The following is an 18,961-nucleotide window of genomic DNA, read 5'->3' on the forward strand; positions in this document are numbered from 1 at the left end:
CCTACTTCATACGCTGCTGGGGAATGCTCCTCGCGCGCTGCTCCATGGCCGCGCGGGCCGCTTCCTCGGAGGCGTACACCTCGCAGCGGTGCCGCTTGTCGGGCGTGACGGTGTGCTCGACCTCCCAGAGGCTGAGCTCGCTGCCGTCGAAGAGCAGGAACGCGTGCTCGTAGAGCGAGAAGCAGAGGCGTGCGTCGCCCGCCAGGCAGGGGCGGCCGAAGGCCTGGGTGATCTGGTGCGCGAACGCCGAGCGCAGTAACCGCTCCAGGTCCTCGCCGGGCCGTCCCTCGCTCACCGAGTTCTCCGCGCGGCGCAGCAGTCGGCGGCCGTGGTCCGCGGAGTCGTCCGGGACGTACGTATGACGGGGTTCGTCGGGGGGTGGGAGCTGGAGCACGACGGGCTGCTCGCAGACGCCGACGGGGGTGTCGGGCGGGAGCGGCAGGCGCGAGGTGGCGACGCCGGCCTCCTCCTCGTCCGCGTACAGCTCGTACTGGGCGTGGCTGCCGGGGCCGGTGTTGTGCACGAGCTCCCAGAGCGTGAGCGCACCGGCGTCGGCGAGGAGCCACGTGTGACGGTAGGTCTCGCGGTGCAGGCCCGCGCTGTGGTGCGCGGAGTGCAGCGAACTGTCGTACGCCAGAGCGGAGTCCAGGAGCCCTATCGTCTCGTCCGGCAGGTCGAAGGAGTTCATCGCGCGGCGAAGAAGCCGCTCGAGATGCTCCTGCGGAGAGTGCGGAGACTCCTGCTCGGCCGACTGTGGCTCGTACGCCGTCTCGTACTCGTACGGAACGCTCAAGGTCTCTCCCGGCGTTGCTGCATGTCACCTTGTGAGTGCATACCGTAGCCCCTGCGTCGGACATCATGCCCGGGAACCGGAAAACGTGCGAGCCGCACGGCAAGTTCCCGTGCGGCTCGCGGTGTTGGGCCTGGTGAGAGGGTCAGGAGTGGCGGCTGGGATCAGCCCGCACTGCCCGCCGTCCACTCGCTCCAGGACATGTTCCAGCCGTTGAGGCCGTTGTCCGGCGCGATGGTCTCGTCGGGGGAACCCTGGACCGTCACGATGTCCCCGATGAGGGAGTTGTCGTAGAACCACGCGCCCGGCGTGCTGGAGTCGCCCGCGCCCTGTGCGTCCTGCAGTCCGACGCAGCCGTGGCTGGTGTTGGCGCTGCCGAAGATCGAGGGCGAGCCCCAGTAGTTGCCGTGGATGAAGGTGCCGGAGGACGACAGGCGCATCGCGTGCGGGACGTCCTTGATGTCGTACTCACCGCCGAAGCCGACCGTGTCGCCGTTCATCCGGGTCTGGGTGAACTTCTCGGAGATCACCATTTTCCCGTTGTACGTGGGGTTCGACGGGCTGCCCGCGGAGATCGGGATGGTCTTGATGACCTTGCCGTCGCGCTCGATCGTCATCTTCTTGGCCTTCACGTCGACCGTGGAGACCTGCGCCCGGCCGATGGTGAAGGTGACGGTCTTGTTCTGCACGCCGGTGGCGCCGTCCGCGCCCTTCACGCCTTCCAGGTCGATCTTCATCGTGACCTTGGAGCCGGCCTTCCAGTACTCCTCGGGCCTGAAGTCCAGGCGCTGGTTGCCGAACCAGTGGCCCACGACCTTCTGGCCGCTGTCGGAGGTCACCTTGATGTGCGACTGGACGGACTGCTTCTCGGTGATCGCCTTGTCGAAGTTGAAGGAGACCGGCATGCCGACGCCGACCTTCGTGCCGCCGTCGGGCGTGTAACTGCCGATGAAGCTGTTGTCCTTCGAGACCGTGGTGAAGATCGAGTTCTCGGTCGCTTCCTTGCCCTTGGCGTCCTTGGCATCGGCCGTGATCTTGTACTTCATGCCGCGCTCCAGCTGGGCCTTGGGCTTCCAGCTGGTGCCGTCGGAGGAGAGCGCGCCGTCGACCGCCGCCCCGGTGGAGACCAGGGTCATCTTCACCTCGGTCAGCTTGCCGCCCTTGACCTTGACGCCGGTGGCGTTGATGGACGCGCCGGTCGAGCCGTCCTTCGCCGAGATGGTGATGTCGGCGCCCTGCGTCTTGGACTTGCCGTCCTTGCCGTCTCCGTCGGCGTCCGCGTCGCCGCCACAGGCCGTGAGGGCGAGTGCACCCACGGCGGCGAGCGCGGTGGCCGCCAGAAGGGTGCGCCGCCGGGGCTTGGCTATGTGCGACGTTGTCACGGGCTGCTCCATCTTTGTGCGAAGTGCGCGTTCTGATCCAGTACGAGTTAAGAGCTGCCTGCTGGCGGAAAGGTTCCTTCCGCTTAATGTGAGCGCGGGCACACGAGCACGGCCCGTCGGCCGCCCAACAGGCTCTGGTGTGCGCCTATTTGTAGCTGTTCTTTCTGGTAATTCCCTTAGAAGGCGCTTTGGGTTCTATCAGGATGATTGGCTGCTCTGTCAGTCTGCCTGCTCGCCTGCTTGCTTGCCGTAAAGGTCCCGGTACGAGGGGAAGTTGCCGCCCGGCGTCCGGACGGACTCCGCGGCCAGGAGCGCCCGGACGATCGCCGCGGTCACCATGTCCGCGCCCGCCGCGAGGATCTCGTTCAGGGCGAGGGGGTTGTGCCCGGCCCCCGGCAGCGGCTGCTCGCCGGTCGCGAGGGCGAAGACGGTGTCTCCGTCGTTGAGGAGATGGACGGGCCGTACGGCGCGCGCCATGCCGTCGTGCGACGTACCGGCGAGCTTCTGCGCCTGGGCCTTGGTGAGTTCGGCGTCCGTGGCGACCACGGCGAGGGTGGTGTTCAGCGGCGGAGGCCCGTTCCCGGCGGCGGCGGCTTCGGCCAGGCGGCGTGCGGCCCGCTCGTGCACCTCGGGGGCGGGGTGGACCACCTGCCGCCCCTCGAAGTACCGCCCGTACAGCGCGCCCGTCCCCGCGTCGACCCCGGAGCCCGCCGCGTTCGCCACGACCAGGGCGGCGACCGTGATGCCCGAGTCCAGCCTGACGCTCGCGCTGCCGATGCCGCCCTTGACCTTCCCGAACACGGCGCCGGTGCCCGCGCCCACGTTCCCTTCCTCGACGGGCGTGAACGGTTCGCTGCCCGCGGCCGCCTCCACCGCGGCGCGGCCCGTCGTGGCGTCGGGGCGTGCCGTGAAGTCGCCGCCACGGCCGAGGTCGAAGACGCAGGCGGCCGGGACCACGGGGACGACGTGGGACGGATCGGCGCCGACCCGCACACCGCGCCCCTGCTCCTCCAGCCACGCCATCACGCCGGTCGCGGAGTCCAGGCCGTACGCGCTGCCGCCGGTCAGTACGACGGCCTCGACGCGCTGCACCAGGTTGCGGGGGTCGAGCGCGTCCGTCTCACGGGTGCCGGGGCCGCCGCCGCGCACATCCACGGCCGCGACGGCGCCGCCCGCCGGGGCGAGCACGACGGTGGTGCCGGTGAGGTGGCCTTCGTGAGCGGGCGCGGTGCGGGTGGCATGACCCACGCGAAGGCCGGGGACGTCGGTGAGGGAGTTGGTTACGGGGTGGGTGACGGGGTTCGTCACGGGGTCGGTGGGAGAGCTCGCTGAAGCCATGCCGACTTGCGTACCACGCGGGGCAGTTACCTGGCTGCCGCCCGGCGCGCCATCCGGCTGGTGAGTGTCACGCCGGTCGCGACGGTGGCCGTCGCCACGAGCCCCGCGACCAGGACCGCCCAGCTCCCGGCGAACGTGCTCGCGAGGGTTGCAAGCGCGCTCACGGGCAGCACCAGTTGCTGGGCGAGGCCCACCTTGTAGTAACGGGAGTGCAGCAGCCAGACGGTGAGGAGATACAGCGCCATCGGTACGGTCACGGCGGCCGACGCGGCGAACGTGGAGATATGCGCCTTGCCGACGGCCTCCTCGACCGCGACCTCGATCCCGGCACCGATCGCGGCCGCCGCGCCGAGGATGAAGTAGTGGCCGTATCCCCAGAGGAAGGCCTGGCGGTTTCCGCTCAGACGGCCGTGGATGGGCACGACGAAGTAGATCCACCAGGCGGCGAAGACCATCAGCAGGCCGCCCACCGCGATGGGCAGGAGCTCGCCCAGCGCGTCGTGCTCGTCGATGCCGGACTTCACCGCGACGGTCGCCGCCGCGATCGTCTCGCCGAGCACGATGATCGTGAACAGGCCGTACCGCTCGGAGATGTGATGCGGATGCCAGGCCGTCGTGTACGCCCGCTCCGCGAACACCGGCACGCACATCTCCGCGATCGCCATCCCGAGGAACAGCCAGGCCCGGCCGCCCTCCGGCAGGAACAGCAGCCCTGACCAGCCGATCTGACAGACCAGCACACCGGCCGCGTACCGCAGCGCCGTGCCGCGCTCGGCGCCCGTGGCCGAGCTGGCCACGCGCAGCCACTGGATGGTGAGCGCGACCCGCATGATCGCGTAGCCGAGCCAGATGAGCAGGAAGTCGTGGTCCTCGAACCCCTTGGAGACCCCGGCGGCGAACACGAGCACACCGGCGATCTGTACGAGCGTGACGACCCGGTAGAGCACGTCGTCGTTGTCGTACGCCGACGCGAACCACGAGAAGTTGACCCACGCCCAGAACAGGGCGAAGAACACCATCGCGTAGTTGAGCACGCCCTCACCCGTGTGCCCCTCGGCCACGGCGTGCACGAGCTCGGCCCCGGCCTGCGCGACCGCCACGACGAAGCAGAGGTCGAAGAAGAGTTCCAGCGGAGTCGCGGCCCGGTGCGCTTCCTCGCGCCCGCGTGCGCGCAGGGGCAGCAGGGTGGCGGAGGCGGGCGGCGGCTCTGGTGTTGGCCCGGGGGCCGGTGTCGACGTCATGCGGCCACCACAGCAGAAGGCTCCCCCCGAATGGGGCTGCGGCGCCCAGCGGGTCGGCACTGATACCCGCGCGCCGTACGGCAGGCGGCCCACGGGGTCCGAAGGACCCCTGATCTTGGTGCCTTTGGGCTGGTCAACGGATGCCCTATGACTCTGCTCGCGAAGATCCGCGCACGGGACGGTGGATACGTCAGGCCCCGGAGCAAGGTCGGGACCGGTAGCGAACTGGGAACCAACATGAGATCGCCTGCCACTCAAGAAGTACGGACCGCCCCCACGGGCACGACGTACGACCCCGCTCAGTACCGTCCCGGCAAGACCATCACCGACTGGGAGCCGGAGAACGAGCTCTTCTGGAAGTCCGTCGGCAAGAAGGTCGCCTCCCGCAATCTGTGGATCGCCGTCCCCGCCCTCCTGGTCGCGTTCGTCGTCTGGCAGGTGTGGTCGGTCACGGCGACCAACCTGAAGGACGTCGGCTTCGGCTTCTCCACCTCGCAGCTGTTCTGGCTGACGGCCATCCCCGGCATCACCGGCGGCACGGCGCGCGTCCTCTACACGTTCCTCGGCCCGATGATCGGCCAGCGCCGCTTCACCGCGCTCTCCACGGTCGTCCTGGTCATCCCGCTTATCTGGCTCGGCATCGCGGTGCAGGACCCGAACACCTCGTACGGCGTGATGGTCGCCATCGCGGCCCTCTGTGGTGTCGGCGGCGCCAACTTCGCCTCGTCCCTCGCCAACATCGGCTTCTTCTTCCCCAAGCGCGACAAGGGCAACGCCACCGGCATCAACGGCGGCCTCGGCAACCTCGGTGTCTCCGTCGTCCAGCTGGTCACCCCGATCGTCATCACCAGCTCGGTCCTCGCGGTGGGCTCGGCCCAGCACAAGGCGGACGGCACGCCGGTCTGGCTGCAGAACGCCGCGTTCCTGTGGGTGCCCGTCCTGGTGATCCTGGCCGCCGTCGCGTGGTTCGGTCAGAACGACCTGAAGGTCGCGTCGACCCCCTTCAGCCAGCAGAAGATCATCTTCAAGCGCAAGCACAACTGGCTGATGACCTGGCTCTACGTCGGCACGTTCGGTTCCTTCATCGGCTTCGCCGCGGCTCTGCCGATGCTCATCAAGACCACGTTCACGCCGATCGACGCGGCCTATTCCGCGGCCACGTACGCCTGGATGGGCCCGGCCGTGGGTGCGCTCGCCCGCTGGGCCGGCGGCTGGATCGCCGACAAGATCGGCGGCGCCAGGGTCACCATCATCTCGTTCGTCGGCATGGCGGCCTCGATCATCGGAGTCATCAACTTCCTCCCCTCCGGCGGCGACAACGGCAACTTCTACGGCTTCTTCGCCTGCTTCCTGTGCGCGTTCTTCTTCTCGGGCATCGGCAACGGCTCCACGTTCCGCCAGATCCCGGTGATCTTCCGCTCCCAGCACCTGAAGGGCCTTGAGGAGGGAACCCCCGCCTACACGAAGGCGCTGAAGCAGTCCGAGATGGAGGCGGGTGCCGTCACCGGCTTCACCTCCGCCATCGCGGCCTACGGCTTCTTCTTCATCCCGGCGATGTTCGCCAACTTCGCGGTCACCAGCGCGATGTGGGGCTTCGTGGCCTTCTACGTCAGCTGTATCGCGGTCTGCTGGTGGTTCTACGCCCGCAAGGGCGCGGAATCCCCGAGCTGACGCCCTTCGCGGCGTCGGCACGGTGGGCCGGGTGTGGGAGCACCCGGCCCACTGGCATGTCCCGGCCCCGCACCACGGCGCGCCGGGCCCGGCCCCGTACCACGGGATTCCCGGGAAATTCTTGTGAATGCGTTCACAAGTGAACTTGGGTCCAAAGTCCCGAGAGGAACCGCAGGTCAGGGTGGGTGAGTGCGGTTCCGGGGGCGGCGGGAAGGGACCTCGGGCCCTGAAGTGGGGACCATTGCTGAGCCCCTGATCGATCAAACCGGAGTGGAATGGACACGTAGCGAAAAGGCGAAACGGAAGGTGTCTGCGATGACTGCCACTCCCGCGGAAACGACAGTGCACGGCGAGGCATGGGACGGCTTCAAGGGCGGTCTGTGGCGGGACGCCATCGACGTCCGCGACTTCGTGCAGCAGAACTACACCCCGTACGAGGGTGACGACTCCTTCCTGGCCGGCCCGACCGAACGCACCACCCAGGTCTGGCAGAAGCTCCTGGCGATGTTCCCCGCGGAGATCGAACGCGGCATCTACGACGTGGACGTGAAGACCCCGTCCCGCATCGACGCCTTCAAGCCCGGCTTCATCGACGCCGACCGCGACCTGATCGTCGGCCTCCAGACCGACGCCCCGCTCAAGCGCGCCATCATGCCCAACGGCGGCTGGCGGATGGTCGAAGGCGCCCTCAACGCCTACGGCTACGCGGCGGACCCCGAGGTCAAGGACATCTACACGCACCTCCGCAAGACCCACAACGAAGGTGTCTTCGACGCCTACACGCCCGAGATCCGCGCCTGCCGCTCCTCCGGCATCATCACCGGCCTGCCCGACGCCTACGGCCGCGGCCGCATCATCGGCGACTACCGCCGCGTCGCGCTCTACGGAGTCGACCGCCTCATCGCCGCCAAGGAGGCCGACCGGGACCGGCTGGGCGAGGAGTGGGCCACCGAGGACGTCATCCGGGCCCGCGAGGAGACCTCCGAGCAGATCAAGGCCCTGGGCGAGCTGAAGGCCATGGCGATGTCGTACGGCTACGACATCTCGGCCCCCGCCACCACCGGCCGCGAGGCCGTCCAGTGGCTGTACTTCGCCTACCTGGCCGCCGTGAAGGAGCAGAACGGCGCGGCCATGTCGATCGGCCGCATCGACAACTTCCTCGACATCTACCTCCAGCGCGACATCGAGGCCGGCCGCATCACCGAGGCCGAGGCCCAGGAGTTCATCGACGACTTCGTCATCAAGCTCCGCATCGTCCGCTTCCTGCGCACCCCCGAGTACAACGAGGGCTTCTCCGGCGACCCGACCTGGGTCACCTGGTCCATGGCGGGCATCGGCGAGGACAGCCGCCCGCTGGTCTCCCGCACCACGTTCCGTGCCCTGCAGACCCTCTACAACCTGGGCCCGGCCCCCGAGCCGAACCTCACGGTCTTCTGGGCGCGGGAACTGCCCCAGGGCTTCAAGGACTTCGCCGCGAAGGTCGCCATCGACACCTCGGCCATCCAGTTCGAGTCCGACGACCTGATGCGCCCCAAGTACGGCGATGACACCGCGATCGCCTGCTGTGTGTCGGCGATGGCCGTCGGCAAGCAGATGCAGTTCTTCGGCGCCCGCGTCAACGTCGCCAAGGCCCTGCTCTACGCGATCAACGGCGGCCGCGACGAGAAGACCGGCAAGCGCGTCGTCGAGGGCTTCGAGCCCATCGAGGGCGACTACCTGGACTACGACACCGTCGCCGAGCGCTACGACGCGATGCTCGGCTGGCTCGGCAAGACCTATGTCCACGCGCTGAACGTCATCCACTACATGCATGACAAGTACGCCTACGAGCGCATCGAGATGGCGCTGCACGACCAGGAGATCCTGCGCACGATGGCGTGCGGCATCGCGGGCCTGTCCGTCGCCGCCGACTCGCTCTCCGCCATCAAGCACGCCAAGGTCAAGGTCATCCGCGACGAGACGGGCCTGGCCGTCGACTACGAGATCGAGGGCGACTACCCGGCCTACGGCAACAACGACGAGCGGGCCGACCACATCGCCCGGCGCATCGTCTCGGACTTCATGGGCAAGATCCGGCAGCACCCGACCTACCGGAACGCGGTGCACACCCAGTCCGTCCTGACGATCACCTCGAACGTCGTCTACGGCAAGAAGACCGGCAACACCCCCGACGGCCGCCGCGCGGGCGAGCCGTTCGCCCCCGGCGCCAACCCGATGAACGGCCGTGACCAGCACGGCTACATCGCCTCCGCGCTGTCGGTCGCCAAGCTCGACTACGACGACGCCGAGGACGGTATCTCGCTCACCAACACCATCACGCCCGACGCCCTGGGCCGCACCCCCGGGGAGCGGATCCAGAACCTCTCCGGAGTCCTCGACGGCTACATGGCGAGCGATGGCTTCCACATGAACGTCAACGTGCTCGACAAGGCGACCCTCCAGGACGCCATGGAGCACCCGGAGAACTACCCGCAGCTGACCATCCGGGTCTCCGGCTACGCGGTCAACTTCGTCCGCCTGACCCGCGACCAGCAGCTCGACGTCATCAACCGCACCTTCCACGGCTCCCTCTGAGCCACCGGCTCCCCACGAGCCACCCCTGATCCGCGGCCCCGGAGCCGGACCCTCACTCCGGCTCCGGGCGCCGCGAACACCACGCCCTGCCAGTAGTTCGGGAGTTCTGCCATGGCTGTCCTGCTCGACACGGCGACCCCGGCGGCCGCGGTCACCCGGCGCCCCGTCACCGGATCCCTGCACTCCTGGGACCTGTCCACCGGCGTCGACGGCCCCGGCACCCGCTTCGTCACGTTCCTCTCGGGCTGCCCGCTGACCTGCCTGTACTGCCACAACCCCGACACCTGGCGGATGCGTGACGGGAAGCGGACCACCGTCGACGACATGATCACGGAGGCCGCCAAGTACACCAGGTTCATCTCGGCGGCGGGCGGCGGTGCCACCGTCAGCGGCGGCGAACCCCTCCTGCAGCCCGTCTTCACCGGCGAACTGCTGCACCGCCTCAAGCACGAGCTCGGCCTGCACACCGCCCTGGACACCTCGGGCTTCCTCGGCGTGCGCGCCACCGACGCCCTGCTCCGGGACGTCGACCTCGTGCTCCTCGACATCAAGTCCTGGGACCGCGAGACGTACAAGAAGGTCACCGGGCGCCCGCTGCGGCCCACTCTCGGCTTCGCCGAGCGCCTCGCCGGCCTCGGCAAGGACGTCTGGGTGCGCTTCGTCCTCGTCCCCGGTCTCACCGACGACCCGGAGAACATCGAGGGCGTCGCCCGCTTCGCCGCCTCGCTCGGCAACGTCTCGCGCGTCGACGTGCTGCCCTTCCACAAACTGGGCGAGGCGAAGTGGGACGCCCTCGGCAAGGACTTCACCCTGCGCGACACCCCCTCGCCCACCCCCGCCGAGGTGGCCGCCGCCAGGGAGATCTTCGCCGCCCAGGGGCTCACGGCCGTCTGACGGCCGCCGCCACGCTCCACGGACGTACCCTGGACATATGAGCACCGCCCCTGCCCCCGAACCGCGTGATCCGGAGGAATCGGAGACCCCGGAGCACTCCGAGGCGCCGAAGAAGCCGAAGAGCGCCCTGGTCTTCGACGATCCCCTGTCGCAGCAGTCTTCGGACGACACGGACCGCGGGTGGGGCGAGCGGCCTCCGGTCGGCGGCGACAGCGCCGCCGACCTGGCGCGTTTCCTCGACGAGAAGCCGCCCCACCACGTCTGAACCCGCGCTAGCGCTCGTCGTGCCCCGAGCCGCGCTGCGCCACCAGGGCGTCGCGGATCTCCTTGAGGACCTCCAGCTCCGAGATCTCGATGATCTCCTGTGTGCCCTCCTTCGCGGCCTTCCGCGCGGCCTGCCTCGCCAGATACTTGGCCATGGGCAGCACCATCAGGAAGTAGACGACGGCCGCGGTGATCACAAAGCTGAGGGTCGCGCTGAGGACCGATCCCCACATGATCGGGATGCCGCTCTCGACCGTGCCGTCCGCCTTCATGACGCACGGGTCCTTCAGGCACGAGCTGTAGTGGTCGAGGTCCTTCGTGCCGAAGGCGCCGACCAGCGGGTTGATGACACCCTTCACCACGGAGTTCACGATGTTCGTGAACGCGGCTCCGATGACCACCGCGACCGCCAGGTCGACGACATTGCCGCGCATCAGGAAGGCCTTGAAGCCTTCCCAGAGACTCGGGTCGTTCTTCTCGCTCACCACGAGGCCTTTCGTTGCAAATGCAGTTCGTGAAACAGACAGCTTCGCAAACTACGGTAGGGCCTGGTAGGACTGTCCAATTGGGCAACCCGAACGAGCGACTTGACAGAAATTCGATGCAGTCGCACACACCGTGAGTCGGCACGCGAGTCAGTACGCGACGGAGTACGTGGGTCAGCACGTGAGTCAGCACAGCGTCACCGCCAGGCGCATGCCCGCTCCGGCTCCGGCCAGCCGTGCCGCCGTCGCCCGTGGCACGGAGAGCACGACCAACGCCCCGGGCTCAGCCGCGCTTTCGGCCGCGCCCTCCTGAGGCCCGGGCACCTCGGTCACCCGCGCCCCGGCGGCCACCACCCGCGACGCGGAGCCGTCGGAGGCGACGACATCGACCCGGTCGCCCCGGTGCAGCAGCCGCACCGTCTCCGCGTCCGCGATCCGCACCGGCGCCGTCACCAGGGCCGCGGCCCGAGGGCGCTCCGTCCCGGTCCGTGAAGGCGCGGCGGCGGCTGCCGGATGCCCCTGCGGCGGCGCCTGTTCGGCACTCCGCGGCCCGGCGGCCACGAGCGCCGCCGCGGTCACCGCAAGCCCCGCGGCCATGGCCCGCCGTCTGTGCCGCAGCAGTCTTCGCAGGCCGCGGTGCCCGCCGCTGACCCGCACGGGGGAGAAGTGCGGCACGGGGCACGGTGGGGGAGGAGGAGGGGAGGAGATGTCTGAGGGAACGTGCGCCACGGCGGCCACCACCTGCGGGGTCGAGAGAGCTGCGGATCTTGCCTTCCGCTCTCACGATGCGGGCTCCCGCCGAATCCCGCTGAGCCCCGTGGACTACTCGCCGGTTGTGGACAACTCCCTCACCCGAAGGGGAAGTTCCTCCCCCCCTCGGCCCCTGGCCCCCTCACCTCACGGCAGCCGAATCCCCGGCTCAAGCCCGCCCAGCGCCCCCGCACACGAACAGTCCCGCTCACCCTCCGCCGGCAGCCCCGCCACCGCGTCGAACAGCACCGTCCGCAGCCGGTCCACATTGGCCGCGAAGACCTGGAGCACCTCTTCGTGCGAGACGCCCTCGCCGCTCTCCGCACCCGCGTCCAGGTCCGTGACCAGCGTCAACGACGTGTAGCAGAGCTCCAGTTCACGGGCGAGCACGGCCTCGGGATGCCCGGTCATGCCCACCACCGACCAGCCCTGCGCCGCGTGCCAGACCGATTCGGCCCGGGTCGAGAACCGCGGCCCCTCGATGACCACGAGCGTCCCGCCGTCCACCGGCTCCCACTCCCGGCCGCGGGCCGCCTTCAGCGCGGCGCTGCGCCCGGCAGGGCAGTACGGGTCGGCAAGCGACACGTGCACGACGTTCGGAATGCTCCCGTCCGGCAGCGGGAGCCCGTCGAAATACGTCTGCGCACGCGTCTTCGTGCGGTCCACGAGCTGATCGGGCACCAGCAGCGTCCCCGGCCCGAACTCGGGCCGGAGCCCGCCCACCGCACACGGGCCGAGCACCTGCCGTACGCCTACGGAGCGCAACGCCCACAGGTTGGCGCGGTAGTTGATGCGATGCGGCGGCAGATGGTGTCCGCGGCCGTGCCGGGGCAGGAACGCGACCCGCCGCCCGGCGATGTCACCGATGAAGAGGGAGTCGCTGGGCGCTCCGTACGGGGTGTCGACCTGGAGTTCGGTCACGTTGTCGAGGAAGGAGTAGAAGCCGGAGCCGCCGATGACACCGATCTCGGCCCGCGTCGCGTTCGCCGTATTCACCATGCCCAGCACAGTAGCCGGGCCCGGGAACGCCGAGATCCCCGCCGTCGAAGGACGGCGGGGACCTGGAAGAAAGACGTGCGCGGGGCGGTTCGCCCTAGGCGGCCGACGAGCTCGAGGAGCTGGACGACGACCCCGAGGAGGAGCCGGACGACTTCGAGTCCGAGGACGACGAGGACGACGACGAAGCGCTCGCGGAAGACTTGGAGTCCGAGGACTTGGAGTCCGACGACTTCGACGCGTTCGCCGTGGACGGCGTGCTGCTCGACGACGAGCCGCGGCTGTCGTTGCGGTAGAAGCCGGAGCCCTTGAAGACGATGCCGACGGCCGAGAACACCTTCTTGAGGCGTCCGTCGCAGCTGGGGCATACGGTCAAAGCGTCATCGGTGAACTTCTGCACCGCCTCGAGGCCCTCGCCGCATTCGGTGCACTGGTACTGGTACGTCGGCACTTGCTTCCTCCTGGCACTCTCACTCGATGAGTGCTAACGACGGTCCATAGTGACGTATTCCGCGAGATCAGTCCACCGTGACCGGCTCGCGGTGACCCACGCCACGTGCCACGGTGCGTCCGACGGACCGCGGCACGAGCCGCGAGCGCAGGGTGACGAGCACCGCGAGGGCCAGCGCCGTACCGCCAAGCGGCACCAGGAATCCGGCGCCGTCCCAGAAGCGGTCCTCCAGCTGTCCGGCGACCGTGACGGCGGCGGCCTGGCCGAGCGCGACGGCGCCGGTGAGCCAGGTGAAGGCCTCGGTCCGGCCGGACGGGTCCACCAGACGGTCGACCAGCGTGTAGCCGGTGATCAGCGCGGGCGCGATGCAGACGCCCACCAGGAGGCCGAGTCCGGCGAGGAGCACCACGGAGTGCGCGGCCCACAGCCCGGAGGCCATCAGGGTCAGCGCCGTGTACCCGACGAGGAGCCGCCGCTGCGGGGCGATCTTCCAGGCGATGGCGCCGCAGACGAGCCCGGAGAGCATGTTGCCCGCCGCGAACGTGCCGTACAGGACGCCGTTCAGGCCGGGTTCGCCGATGGACTCGGTGAAGGCTGCCAGCGAGACCTGCATGCCGCCGAAGACCGCGCCGATGCCCAGGAAGGTGGCGATCAGGACGCGTACGCCGGGGATGCGCAGCGCCGAGACGTGCTCCACGCGCGCGTGCTCCTCGCGGGAGGCCGGCTTGGGCTGGGTGCTCTTCTGTGCGGCGAACAGGAGACCGCCCACCAGCGTGAGTCCGGCCTCCGTGAAGAGTCCGGCCGCCGGGTCGATGGTCGTGCACAGCGCGGTCGCGAAGAGCGGGCCGAGGACGAACGTCAGCTCGTCCGTGACCGACTCGAAGGCGGCCGCCGTGCCCGCCAGCGGGGTGTCCTGGAGCTTGACGCCCCAGCGGGCCCGCACCATGGGGCTGATCTGAGGCTGCGAGGCGCCGGTGGGCACCGCCGCGACGAAGAGCGCCCACAAGGGGGCGTCCGAGAGCGCGAGCACCGTCAGGGAGAGCACCGACACCGTGTGGATGAGCACGCCGGGCACCAGTACGGCGCGCTGGCCGAACCGGTCGGCGAGCTTGCCTCCGAAGGGGGCGAACACCGCCATGGAGACACCGGTGACGGCCGACACGGCACCGGCGATGCCGTACGAGCCGGTGGTGTGCTGCACGAGCAGCACGATGGAGATGGTCAGCATCGCGAAGGGCTGTCGTGCCGCGAAGCCGGGCAGGAGAAACGTCCAGGCGCCGCGGGTGCGCAGCAGCTGTCCGTATCCCGGGCGGGAGGTGACCGTGGATGCCACGGCCCGTGCCTTTCTGCCGCCTGGTAGCGCGGCCCCCTTTTCAGGGCGGCGGCGCCGAGAGCTGTCCTCTTGCGCGGAACTGCGGTAGATGCCGGTTGCCCACTGCGAGGACACGCGGCCGCCATACGGTCGGCGCCAGCTCTGCTTCAGACAGAGTTGGTTCGATCAGTTGGTACAGAAGAAGTGTGCCTTCATCGTACAGGGAATGACGCCGTTGGCCCTGCGAATGCGGAGATTGAGGCGCCCGTCACCTGCGATTGCCCCGCCCTTCCGGGGCGTGACTCTCGTGACCAGTGGTTCCCAGCCATCCGGCCAGCTTTCCGCCCTGTCCGACGGCCCGCAGGCGCCGCTCCGCCGCGTCGCGCACCGGGTCGGTGGCGACCACCAGGAGCTCATCGCCGCGCTGCAGCACCGTCGTGGGCTGCGGCACGAATGATTCGCCGTTGCGAACGACGAGCGTGACCGCCGCCCCCGCGGGCATCCGCAGTTCGCCCACCTCGACGCCATGCATCCGCGATCCCTTCGGGATCGCCACCGAGAGCAGGTGCCCGCGAAGGCGTTCCAGGGGCGCCGACTCGATGCCCAGGTCGGCAGCGCCCGAAGAGTCGCCGAGGCTCAGCTTCCGGGCCAGCCACGGGAGCGTGGGGCCCTGGATGAGGGTGTACACGACGACCAGGACGAAGACGATGTTGAAGATCCGCTGGCTCTCGTCGACGCCGTTCACCATCGGGATCGTGGCCAGGATGATGGGCACGGCTCCGCGCAGGCCGGCCCAGGACATCAGGGCCTTCTCCTGCCAGGGCATGCGGAACGGCAGCAGGCTGGCGATGACCCCCAGCGGTCTGGCCACCATGGTCAGGATCAAGCCGATGATGATCGCGGGCCAGGTGTCGTCGAGCAGGTCGTGCGGGGTGACCAGGAGGCCGAGCAGGACGAACATGCCGATCTGCGCGATCCAGCCGAGCCCTTCGGCGAAGCCGCGGGTGGCGGGCCAGTGCGGCAGCTTCGCGTTGCCGAGGACCATCGCCGCGAGGTAGACGGCGAGGAATCCACTGCCGTGCGCCATGGCTCCGGCCGCGTAGGCGGCGACCGCGATGGCCATCACGGCGATGGGGTAGAGACCCGAGGCGGGCAGTGCCACGTGCCGCAGGCCGTAGGCGCCGAGCCAGCCCACCGCGAGGCCGATCGCGGCACCGATCGCCAGCTCCAGGGCGATCTCGGCGACGAGGACGTACCAGTGCTCCACGGGCCCCGCCGTGGAGAAGGCCACGACCAGGATCACCACGGGGGCGTCGTTGAAGCCCGATTCCGCCTCCAGGATGCCCGTCACGCGCGAGGGCAGCGGAACCTTCCGCAGCACGGAGAAGACCGCCGCCGCGTCCGTCGAGGAGACCACCGCGCCGATGATGAGCGCCTGGCGCCACTCCAGGCCGACCAGGTAGTGGGCGCCGGCGGCCGTCACGCCGACGCTCACCGCGATGCCGGCGAGCGACAGGACGGCGGCCGCGGGCAACGCGGGCTTGATCTCTTTCCACTTCGTGCCGAGGCCGCCCTCGGCGAGGATCACGACGAGCGCCGCATAGCCGATGACCTGCGTCAACTCGGCATTGTTGAACGTGACGTTGCCGATGCCGTCCTGGCCCATGGCAATGCCGATGCCCAGGTAGAGAAGCAGGCTGGGCAGCCCACTGCGCGACGAGATCCGGACCGCCGCCACCGCGACGAGCAGGACGAGCGAGCAGATGAGCAGAAGCTGGTTGAGATCGTGGACAGTCAGGGGCCGTTCCTTCCTCCGCGTGAGCCAAGTACTTCGTTACCTTACCTAATTGTTAACGCTTTCTTGACGCCTTCGAACTCCCGTGCGATGCGTCGCGATGTACGTTCCTGACTCCGCGTCCGGGGCCGCAGTGCCCTGCGCCTATGGTTGCTCCAGCGCTCCCACCACCGCCCAGCCAGCCCTGCCGCTCGCGTAAGGACAGCAAGGACAGCGATGCCCTCGAATACCACCGCCTCTTCCGGTCATAAGTCCGGCAAGAAGAAGGGGCGGCGAGCCCGCCTCCTCGTGATCGTCCTGGTCCTGGCCATCGTGGCGGGCATCGGCTACGGGGCGTACTGGAGCGTCAGTACGGTGCGTGCCTCCTTCCCGCAGACCAAGGGGACGATCAAACTCGACGGCCTCGCCGGTCCCGTCGACGTGAAGCGCGACGGCAACGGAATCCCGCAGATCTACGCCGAGTCCGACGCCGATCTGTTCATGGCGCAGGGCTTCGTCCAGGCGCAGGACCGATTCTGGGAGATGGACGTCCGCCGCCATACGACCTCCGGGCGGCTCTCCGAGATGTTCGGCAAGAGCCAGGTCAAGACCGATGAGTTCCTGCGGACGCTCGGCTGGCACCGGGTGGCGCAGAAGGAGTACGACACCAAGCTCTCGCCCTCGACGAAGAAGTACCTCCAGGCGTACTCCAAGGGAGTCAACGCCTACCTGAAGGACAAGAGCGGCAAGGACATCTCCCTGGAGTACGCCGCCCTTGGCTTCACCAACGACTACGAGCCCCAGGAGTGGACCCCGGTCGACTCCGTGGCGTGGCTCAAGGCCATGGCCTGGGACCTGCGCGGCAACATGCAGGACGAGATCGACCGCTCCCTGATGACCAGCCGCCTGGGCCCGTCCCAGATCGAGGACCTGTACCCGAAGTACCCGTACGCCCGGAACAAGCCCATCGTCCAGGAGGGCGCCTACAACGGCGTCACCAAGGAGTACGAGGGCAAGGGCAGCGCGGGCAGCCAGTCGCAGTCACAGACCGGCGGCGCGGCGGGCACGGGCCTCGCGGGCAACACGGAGGCCCCCAACGGCCTGCAGTCCCAGCTGTCGGGCCTCTCCGACATCCTGGACAACGTCCCGGACGCGGGCCTCGGCCCGAACGGCAACGGCATCGGCTCCAACTCCTGGGTGGTCTCCGGCGACCACACGATCACCGGGAAGCCCCTGCTCGCCAACGACCCGCACCTGTCGCCGCAGCTGCCCTCCACCTGGTACCAGATGGGCCTGCACTGCCGGTCGCTCTCCAAGGACTGCCGGTACGACGTGTCCGGCTACACCTTCGCCGGCATGCCCGGTGTGGTCATCGGCCACAACCAGGACATCGCCTGGGGCATGACGAACCTCGGCGCCGACGTCACCGACCTCTACCTCGAGAAGTTCGAGGGCGACGGTTACGAGTACGACGACAAGGTGCTGCCCTTCAAGACGCGCGTGGAGACCATCAAGGTCGCCGGCGGCAAGTCGAAGAAGATCACCGTCCGGGAGACCGGCAACGGCCCCCTGCTGTCCGACCGCGACGACGAACTCGTGAAGGTCGGCAAGAAGGCCACCGTCGACAGCGCCGCCCCCGACCGGGGCGACGGCTACGGAGTCTCGCTGCGCTGGACCGCGCTGCAGCCGGGCAACTCGATGGACGCCGTCTTCGAGCTCAACAAGGCGAAGGACTTCACGGGCTTCCGCAAGGCCGCCGCTTCTTTTGAAGTGCCCTCGCAGAACCTGATCTACGCGGACCGCGACGGCCACATCGGCTACCAGGCGCCGGGCAAGATCCCGGTCCGCGGCAAGGGCGACGGCGCGCTGCCCGCGCCCGGCTGGGACTCCGACTACCGCTGGACCGGCTACATCCCGCAGTCCGCGCTGCCCTACGAGTACGACCCGAAGCGCGGCTACATCGTGACCGCCAACCAGGCCGTGATCGACCCGGAGAAGTCCGACTACCCGTACGAGCTCACGGCGGACTGGGGCTACGGGGCGCGCAGCCAGCGCATCACCGACCTGATCCAGTCGAAGATCAAGAACGGTGGGAAGGTCTCCACCGAGGACATGCGCACGATGCAGATGGACAACAGCAGCGAGATCGCCAAGCTGCTGGTGCCCAAGCTGCTGAAGATCGATGTCAAGGACAGCTACGTCCGTGAGGCGCAGAAGCTCCTTGAGGGCTGGGACTACACCCAGGACCCCGACTCGGCGGCTGCCGCGTACTTCAACTCGGTCTGGCGCAACATCCTCAAGCTCTCCATCGGCAACAAGCTGCCCAAGGAGCTGCGGGTCAAGGGCCAGTGCCTGAACGTCGAGCCGGCCGGGAACACCGGTCCCGCCGACGAGGCCGAGCGGGTGCGCGAGTGCGGCCAGCGCGACGCGGAATCCGCGCAGCCCGACGGCGGCGACCGCTACTACGAAGTGATCCGGTCGATCCTCGACGACGAGGACAACGACTGGTGGAAGTCGCCGAAGACCCGTACGGACGCCGCGACCAAGACCCGTGACCAGCTGTTCGGCCGGGCCATGGAGGACGCGCGCTGGGACCTGACGGCCAAGCTCGGCAAGGACGTCGACACCTGGAGCTGGGGCCGCCTGCACCGGCTGACCCTGAAGAACCAGACCCTGGGCGTCGAAGGCCCCGGCTGGCTGCAGTTCATGCTCAACCGCGGCCCGTTCAAGCTGGGCGGCGGCGAGGCGGCGGTCAACGCCACCGGCTGGAACGCGGCGGGCGGCTACGGAGTCCAGTGGGTGCCGTCGATGCGCATGGTGGTGAACCTCGACGACCTCGACAAGTCGAAGTGGATCAACCTCACCGGCGCTTCGGGGCACGCCTACAGCGCGCACTACACCGACCAGACCAGCAAGTGGGTCAAGGGTGAGCTGCTGCCGTGGTCCTTCTCGAAGGGCGCCGTGAAGAAGAGCACGAACGACACCCTGGTGCTGCGGCCCTGAGTCGCCGCACGAGACAGTGAAAGGGCCCTCCACGCG

At 68.9% G+C, this 18,961-nt stretch carries 15 protein-coding genes; 5 read left to right on the forward strand and 10 right to left on the reverse strand.

The features are described from left to right. Position 1 precedes the first annotated feature (1 nt). From OG302_RS24370 to OG302_RS24385, 4 genes are all read right to left on the reverse strand, one after another. A complete protein-coding gene (locus OG302_RS24370; RefSeq protein ID WP_371528718.1) occupies positions 2–793 on the reverse strand; it encodes a DUF6227 family protein in 792 nt (263 codons plus the stop codon). A gap of 161 nt (positions 794–954) precedes the next feature. Continuing rightward, positions 955–2,184, reverse strand: a complete 1,230-nt coding sequence (locus OG302_RS24375; RefSeq protein ID WP_371528719.1) for an Ig-like domain-containing protein — start codon at positions 2,182–2,184, stop codon at positions 955–957. 207 nt (positions 2,185–2,391) lie between these two features. Continuing rightward, positions 2,392–3,510 carry a P1 family peptidase gene (locus tag OG302_RS24380; protein WP_371528720.1) on the reverse strand — a complete coding sequence of 373 codons (1,119 nt, stop codon included), beginning with the start codon at positions 3,508–3,510 and terminating at the stop codon, positions 2,392–2,394. A 26-nt stretch (positions 3,511–3,536) separates the two neighbouring features. After that, complete coding sequence (locus OG302_RS24385) at positions 3,537–4,751, reverse strand: low temperature requirement protein A (RefSeq protein ID WP_371528721.1); 1,215 nt, start codon at positions 4,749–4,751, stop codon at positions 3,537–3,539. Between the two features lie 237 nt (positions 4,752–4,988). Here OG302_RS24385 and OG302_RS24390 point away from each other — a divergent pair, with 237 nt between their 5' ends. The 4 genes from OG302_RS24390 (at position 4,989) to OG302_RS24405 (ending at position 10,155) form a co-directional block, all read left to right on the forward strand. After that, complete coding sequence (locus OG302_RS24390; protein ID WP_371528722.1) at positions 4,989–6,422, forward strand: NarK family nitrate/nitrite MFS transporter; 1,434 nt, start codon at positions 4,989–4,991, stop codon at positions 6,420–6,422. A gap of 315 nt (positions 6,423–6,737) precedes the next feature. After that, a complete protein-coding gene (pflB, locus tag OG302_RS24395; RefSeq protein WP_371528723.1) occupies positions 6,738–8,996 on the forward strand; it encodes a formate C-acetyltransferase in 2,259 nt (752 codons plus the stop codon). 111 nt (positions 8,997–9,107) lie between these two features. Beyond that, the gene (pflA, locus tag OG302_RS24400) at positions 9,108–9,890 is read left to right on the forward strand and encodes a pyruvate formate-lyase-activating protein (RefSeq protein ID WP_371528724.1); all 783 of its coding nucleotides are present in this window, start codon (positions 9,108–9,110) and stop codon (positions 9,888–9,890) included. Between the two features lie 37 nt (positions 9,891–9,927). Further along, a complete protein-coding gene (locus tag OG302_RS24405; RefSeq protein ID WP_371528725.1) occupies positions 9,928–10,155 on the forward strand; it encodes a hypothetical protein in 228 nt (75 codons plus the stop codon). 7 nt (positions 10,156–10,162) lie between these two features. On the opposite strand, the gene mscL is transcribed toward OG302_RS24405, so the two are convergent. The 6 genes from mscL to OG302_RS24435 form a co-directional block, all read right to left on the reverse strand. Continuing rightward, complete coding sequence (gene mscL, locus OG302_RS24410; protein ID WP_371528726.1) at positions 10,163–10,639, reverse strand: large conductance mechanosensitive channel protein MscL; 477 nt, start codon at positions 10,637–10,639, stop codon at positions 10,163–10,165. Between the two features lie 186 nt (positions 10,640–10,825). After that, positions 10,826–11,314, reverse strand: coding sequence for a hypothetical protein (locus OG302_RS24415; protein ID WP_371528727.1), 489 nt, complete (start codon positions 11,312–11,314; stop codon positions 10,826–10,828). 222 nt (positions 11,315–11,536) lie between these two features. Beyond that, entirely contained in the window at positions 11,537–12,388 is an 852-nt protein-coding gene (locus tag OG302_RS24420) for an S-methyl-5'-thioadenosine phosphorylase (RefSeq protein WP_371528728.1), read from the reverse strand. Positions 12,389–12,482: 94 nt separating this feature from the next. Then, a complete protein-coding gene (locus OG302_RS24425) occupies positions 12,483–12,836 on the reverse strand; it encodes an FmdB family zinc ribbon protein (RefSeq protein ID WP_371528729.1) in 354 nt (117 codons plus the stop codon). A gap of 67 nt (positions 12,837–12,903) precedes the next feature. Further along, a complete protein-coding gene (locus tag OG302_RS24430; protein ID WP_361832439.1) occupies positions 12,904–14,169 on the reverse strand; it encodes an MFS transporter in 1,266 nt (421 codons plus the stop codon). Between the two features lie 247 nt (positions 14,170–14,416). Then, positions 14,417–15,946: a potassium/proton antiporter gene (locus OG302_RS24435; protein WP_371750216.1), complete on the reverse strand. Its 1,530-nt coding sequence runs from the start codon at positions 15,944–15,946 to the stop codon at positions 14,417–14,419. A gap of 213 nt (positions 15,947–16,159) precedes the next feature. Between OG302_RS24435 and OG302_RS24440 the strand changes: the two genes are divergently transcribed. Next, positions 16,160–18,925 carry a penicillin acylase family protein gene (locus OG302_RS24440; protein ID WP_371528730.1) on the forward strand — a complete coding sequence of 922 codons (2,766 nt, stop codon included), beginning with the start codon at positions 16,160–16,162 and terminating at the stop codon, positions 18,923–18,925. The last annotated feature ends 36 nt before the right edge of the window (positions 18,926–18,961 follow it).

The sequence above is a fragment of the Streptomyces sp. NBC_01283 genome (genome assembly GCF_041435335.1).
GTDB lineage: Bacteria > Actinomycetota > Actinomycetes > Streptomycetales > Streptomycetaceae > Streptomyces.

Bases quoted from the DNA above. Each gene is read 5' to 3' on its own strand.
- OG302_RS24375 (WP_371528719.1), bottom strand. From the start codon at position 2,184: ATGGAGCAGCCCGTGACAACGTCGCACATAGCCAAGCCCCGGCGGCGC.
- OG302_RS24440 (WP_371528730.1), top strand. From the start codon at position 16,160: ATGCCCTCGAATACCACCGCCTCTTCCGGTCATAAGTCCGGCAAGAAG.
- OG302_RS24385 (WP_371528721.1), bottom strand. From the start codon at position 4,751: ATGACGTCGACACCGGCCCCCGGGCCAACACCAGAGCCGCCGCCCGCC.
- OG302_RS24420 (WP_371528728.1), bottom strand. From the start codon at position 12,388: ATGGTGAATACGGCGAACGCGACGCGGGCCGAGATCGGTGTCATCGGC.
- OG302_RS24390 (WP_371528722.1), top strand. From the start codon at position 4,989: ATGAGATCGCCTGCCACTCAAGAAGTACGGACCGCCCCCACGGGCACG.
- OG302_RS24405 (WP_371528725.1), top strand. From the start codon at position 9,928: ATGAGCACCGCCCCTGCCCCCGAACCGCGTGATCCGGAGGAATCGGAG.
- OG302_RS24380 (WP_371528720.1), bottom strand. From the start codon at position 3,510: ATGGCTTCAGCGAGCTCTCCCACCGACCCCGTGACGAACCCCGTCACC.
- pflA (WP_371528724.1), top strand. From the start codon at position 9,108: ATGGCTGTCCTGCTCGACACGGCGACCCCGGCGGCCGCGGTCACCCGG.
- pflB (WP_371528723.1), top strand. From the start codon at position 6,738: ATGACTGCCACTCCCGCGGAAACGACAGTGCACGGCGAGGCATGGGAC.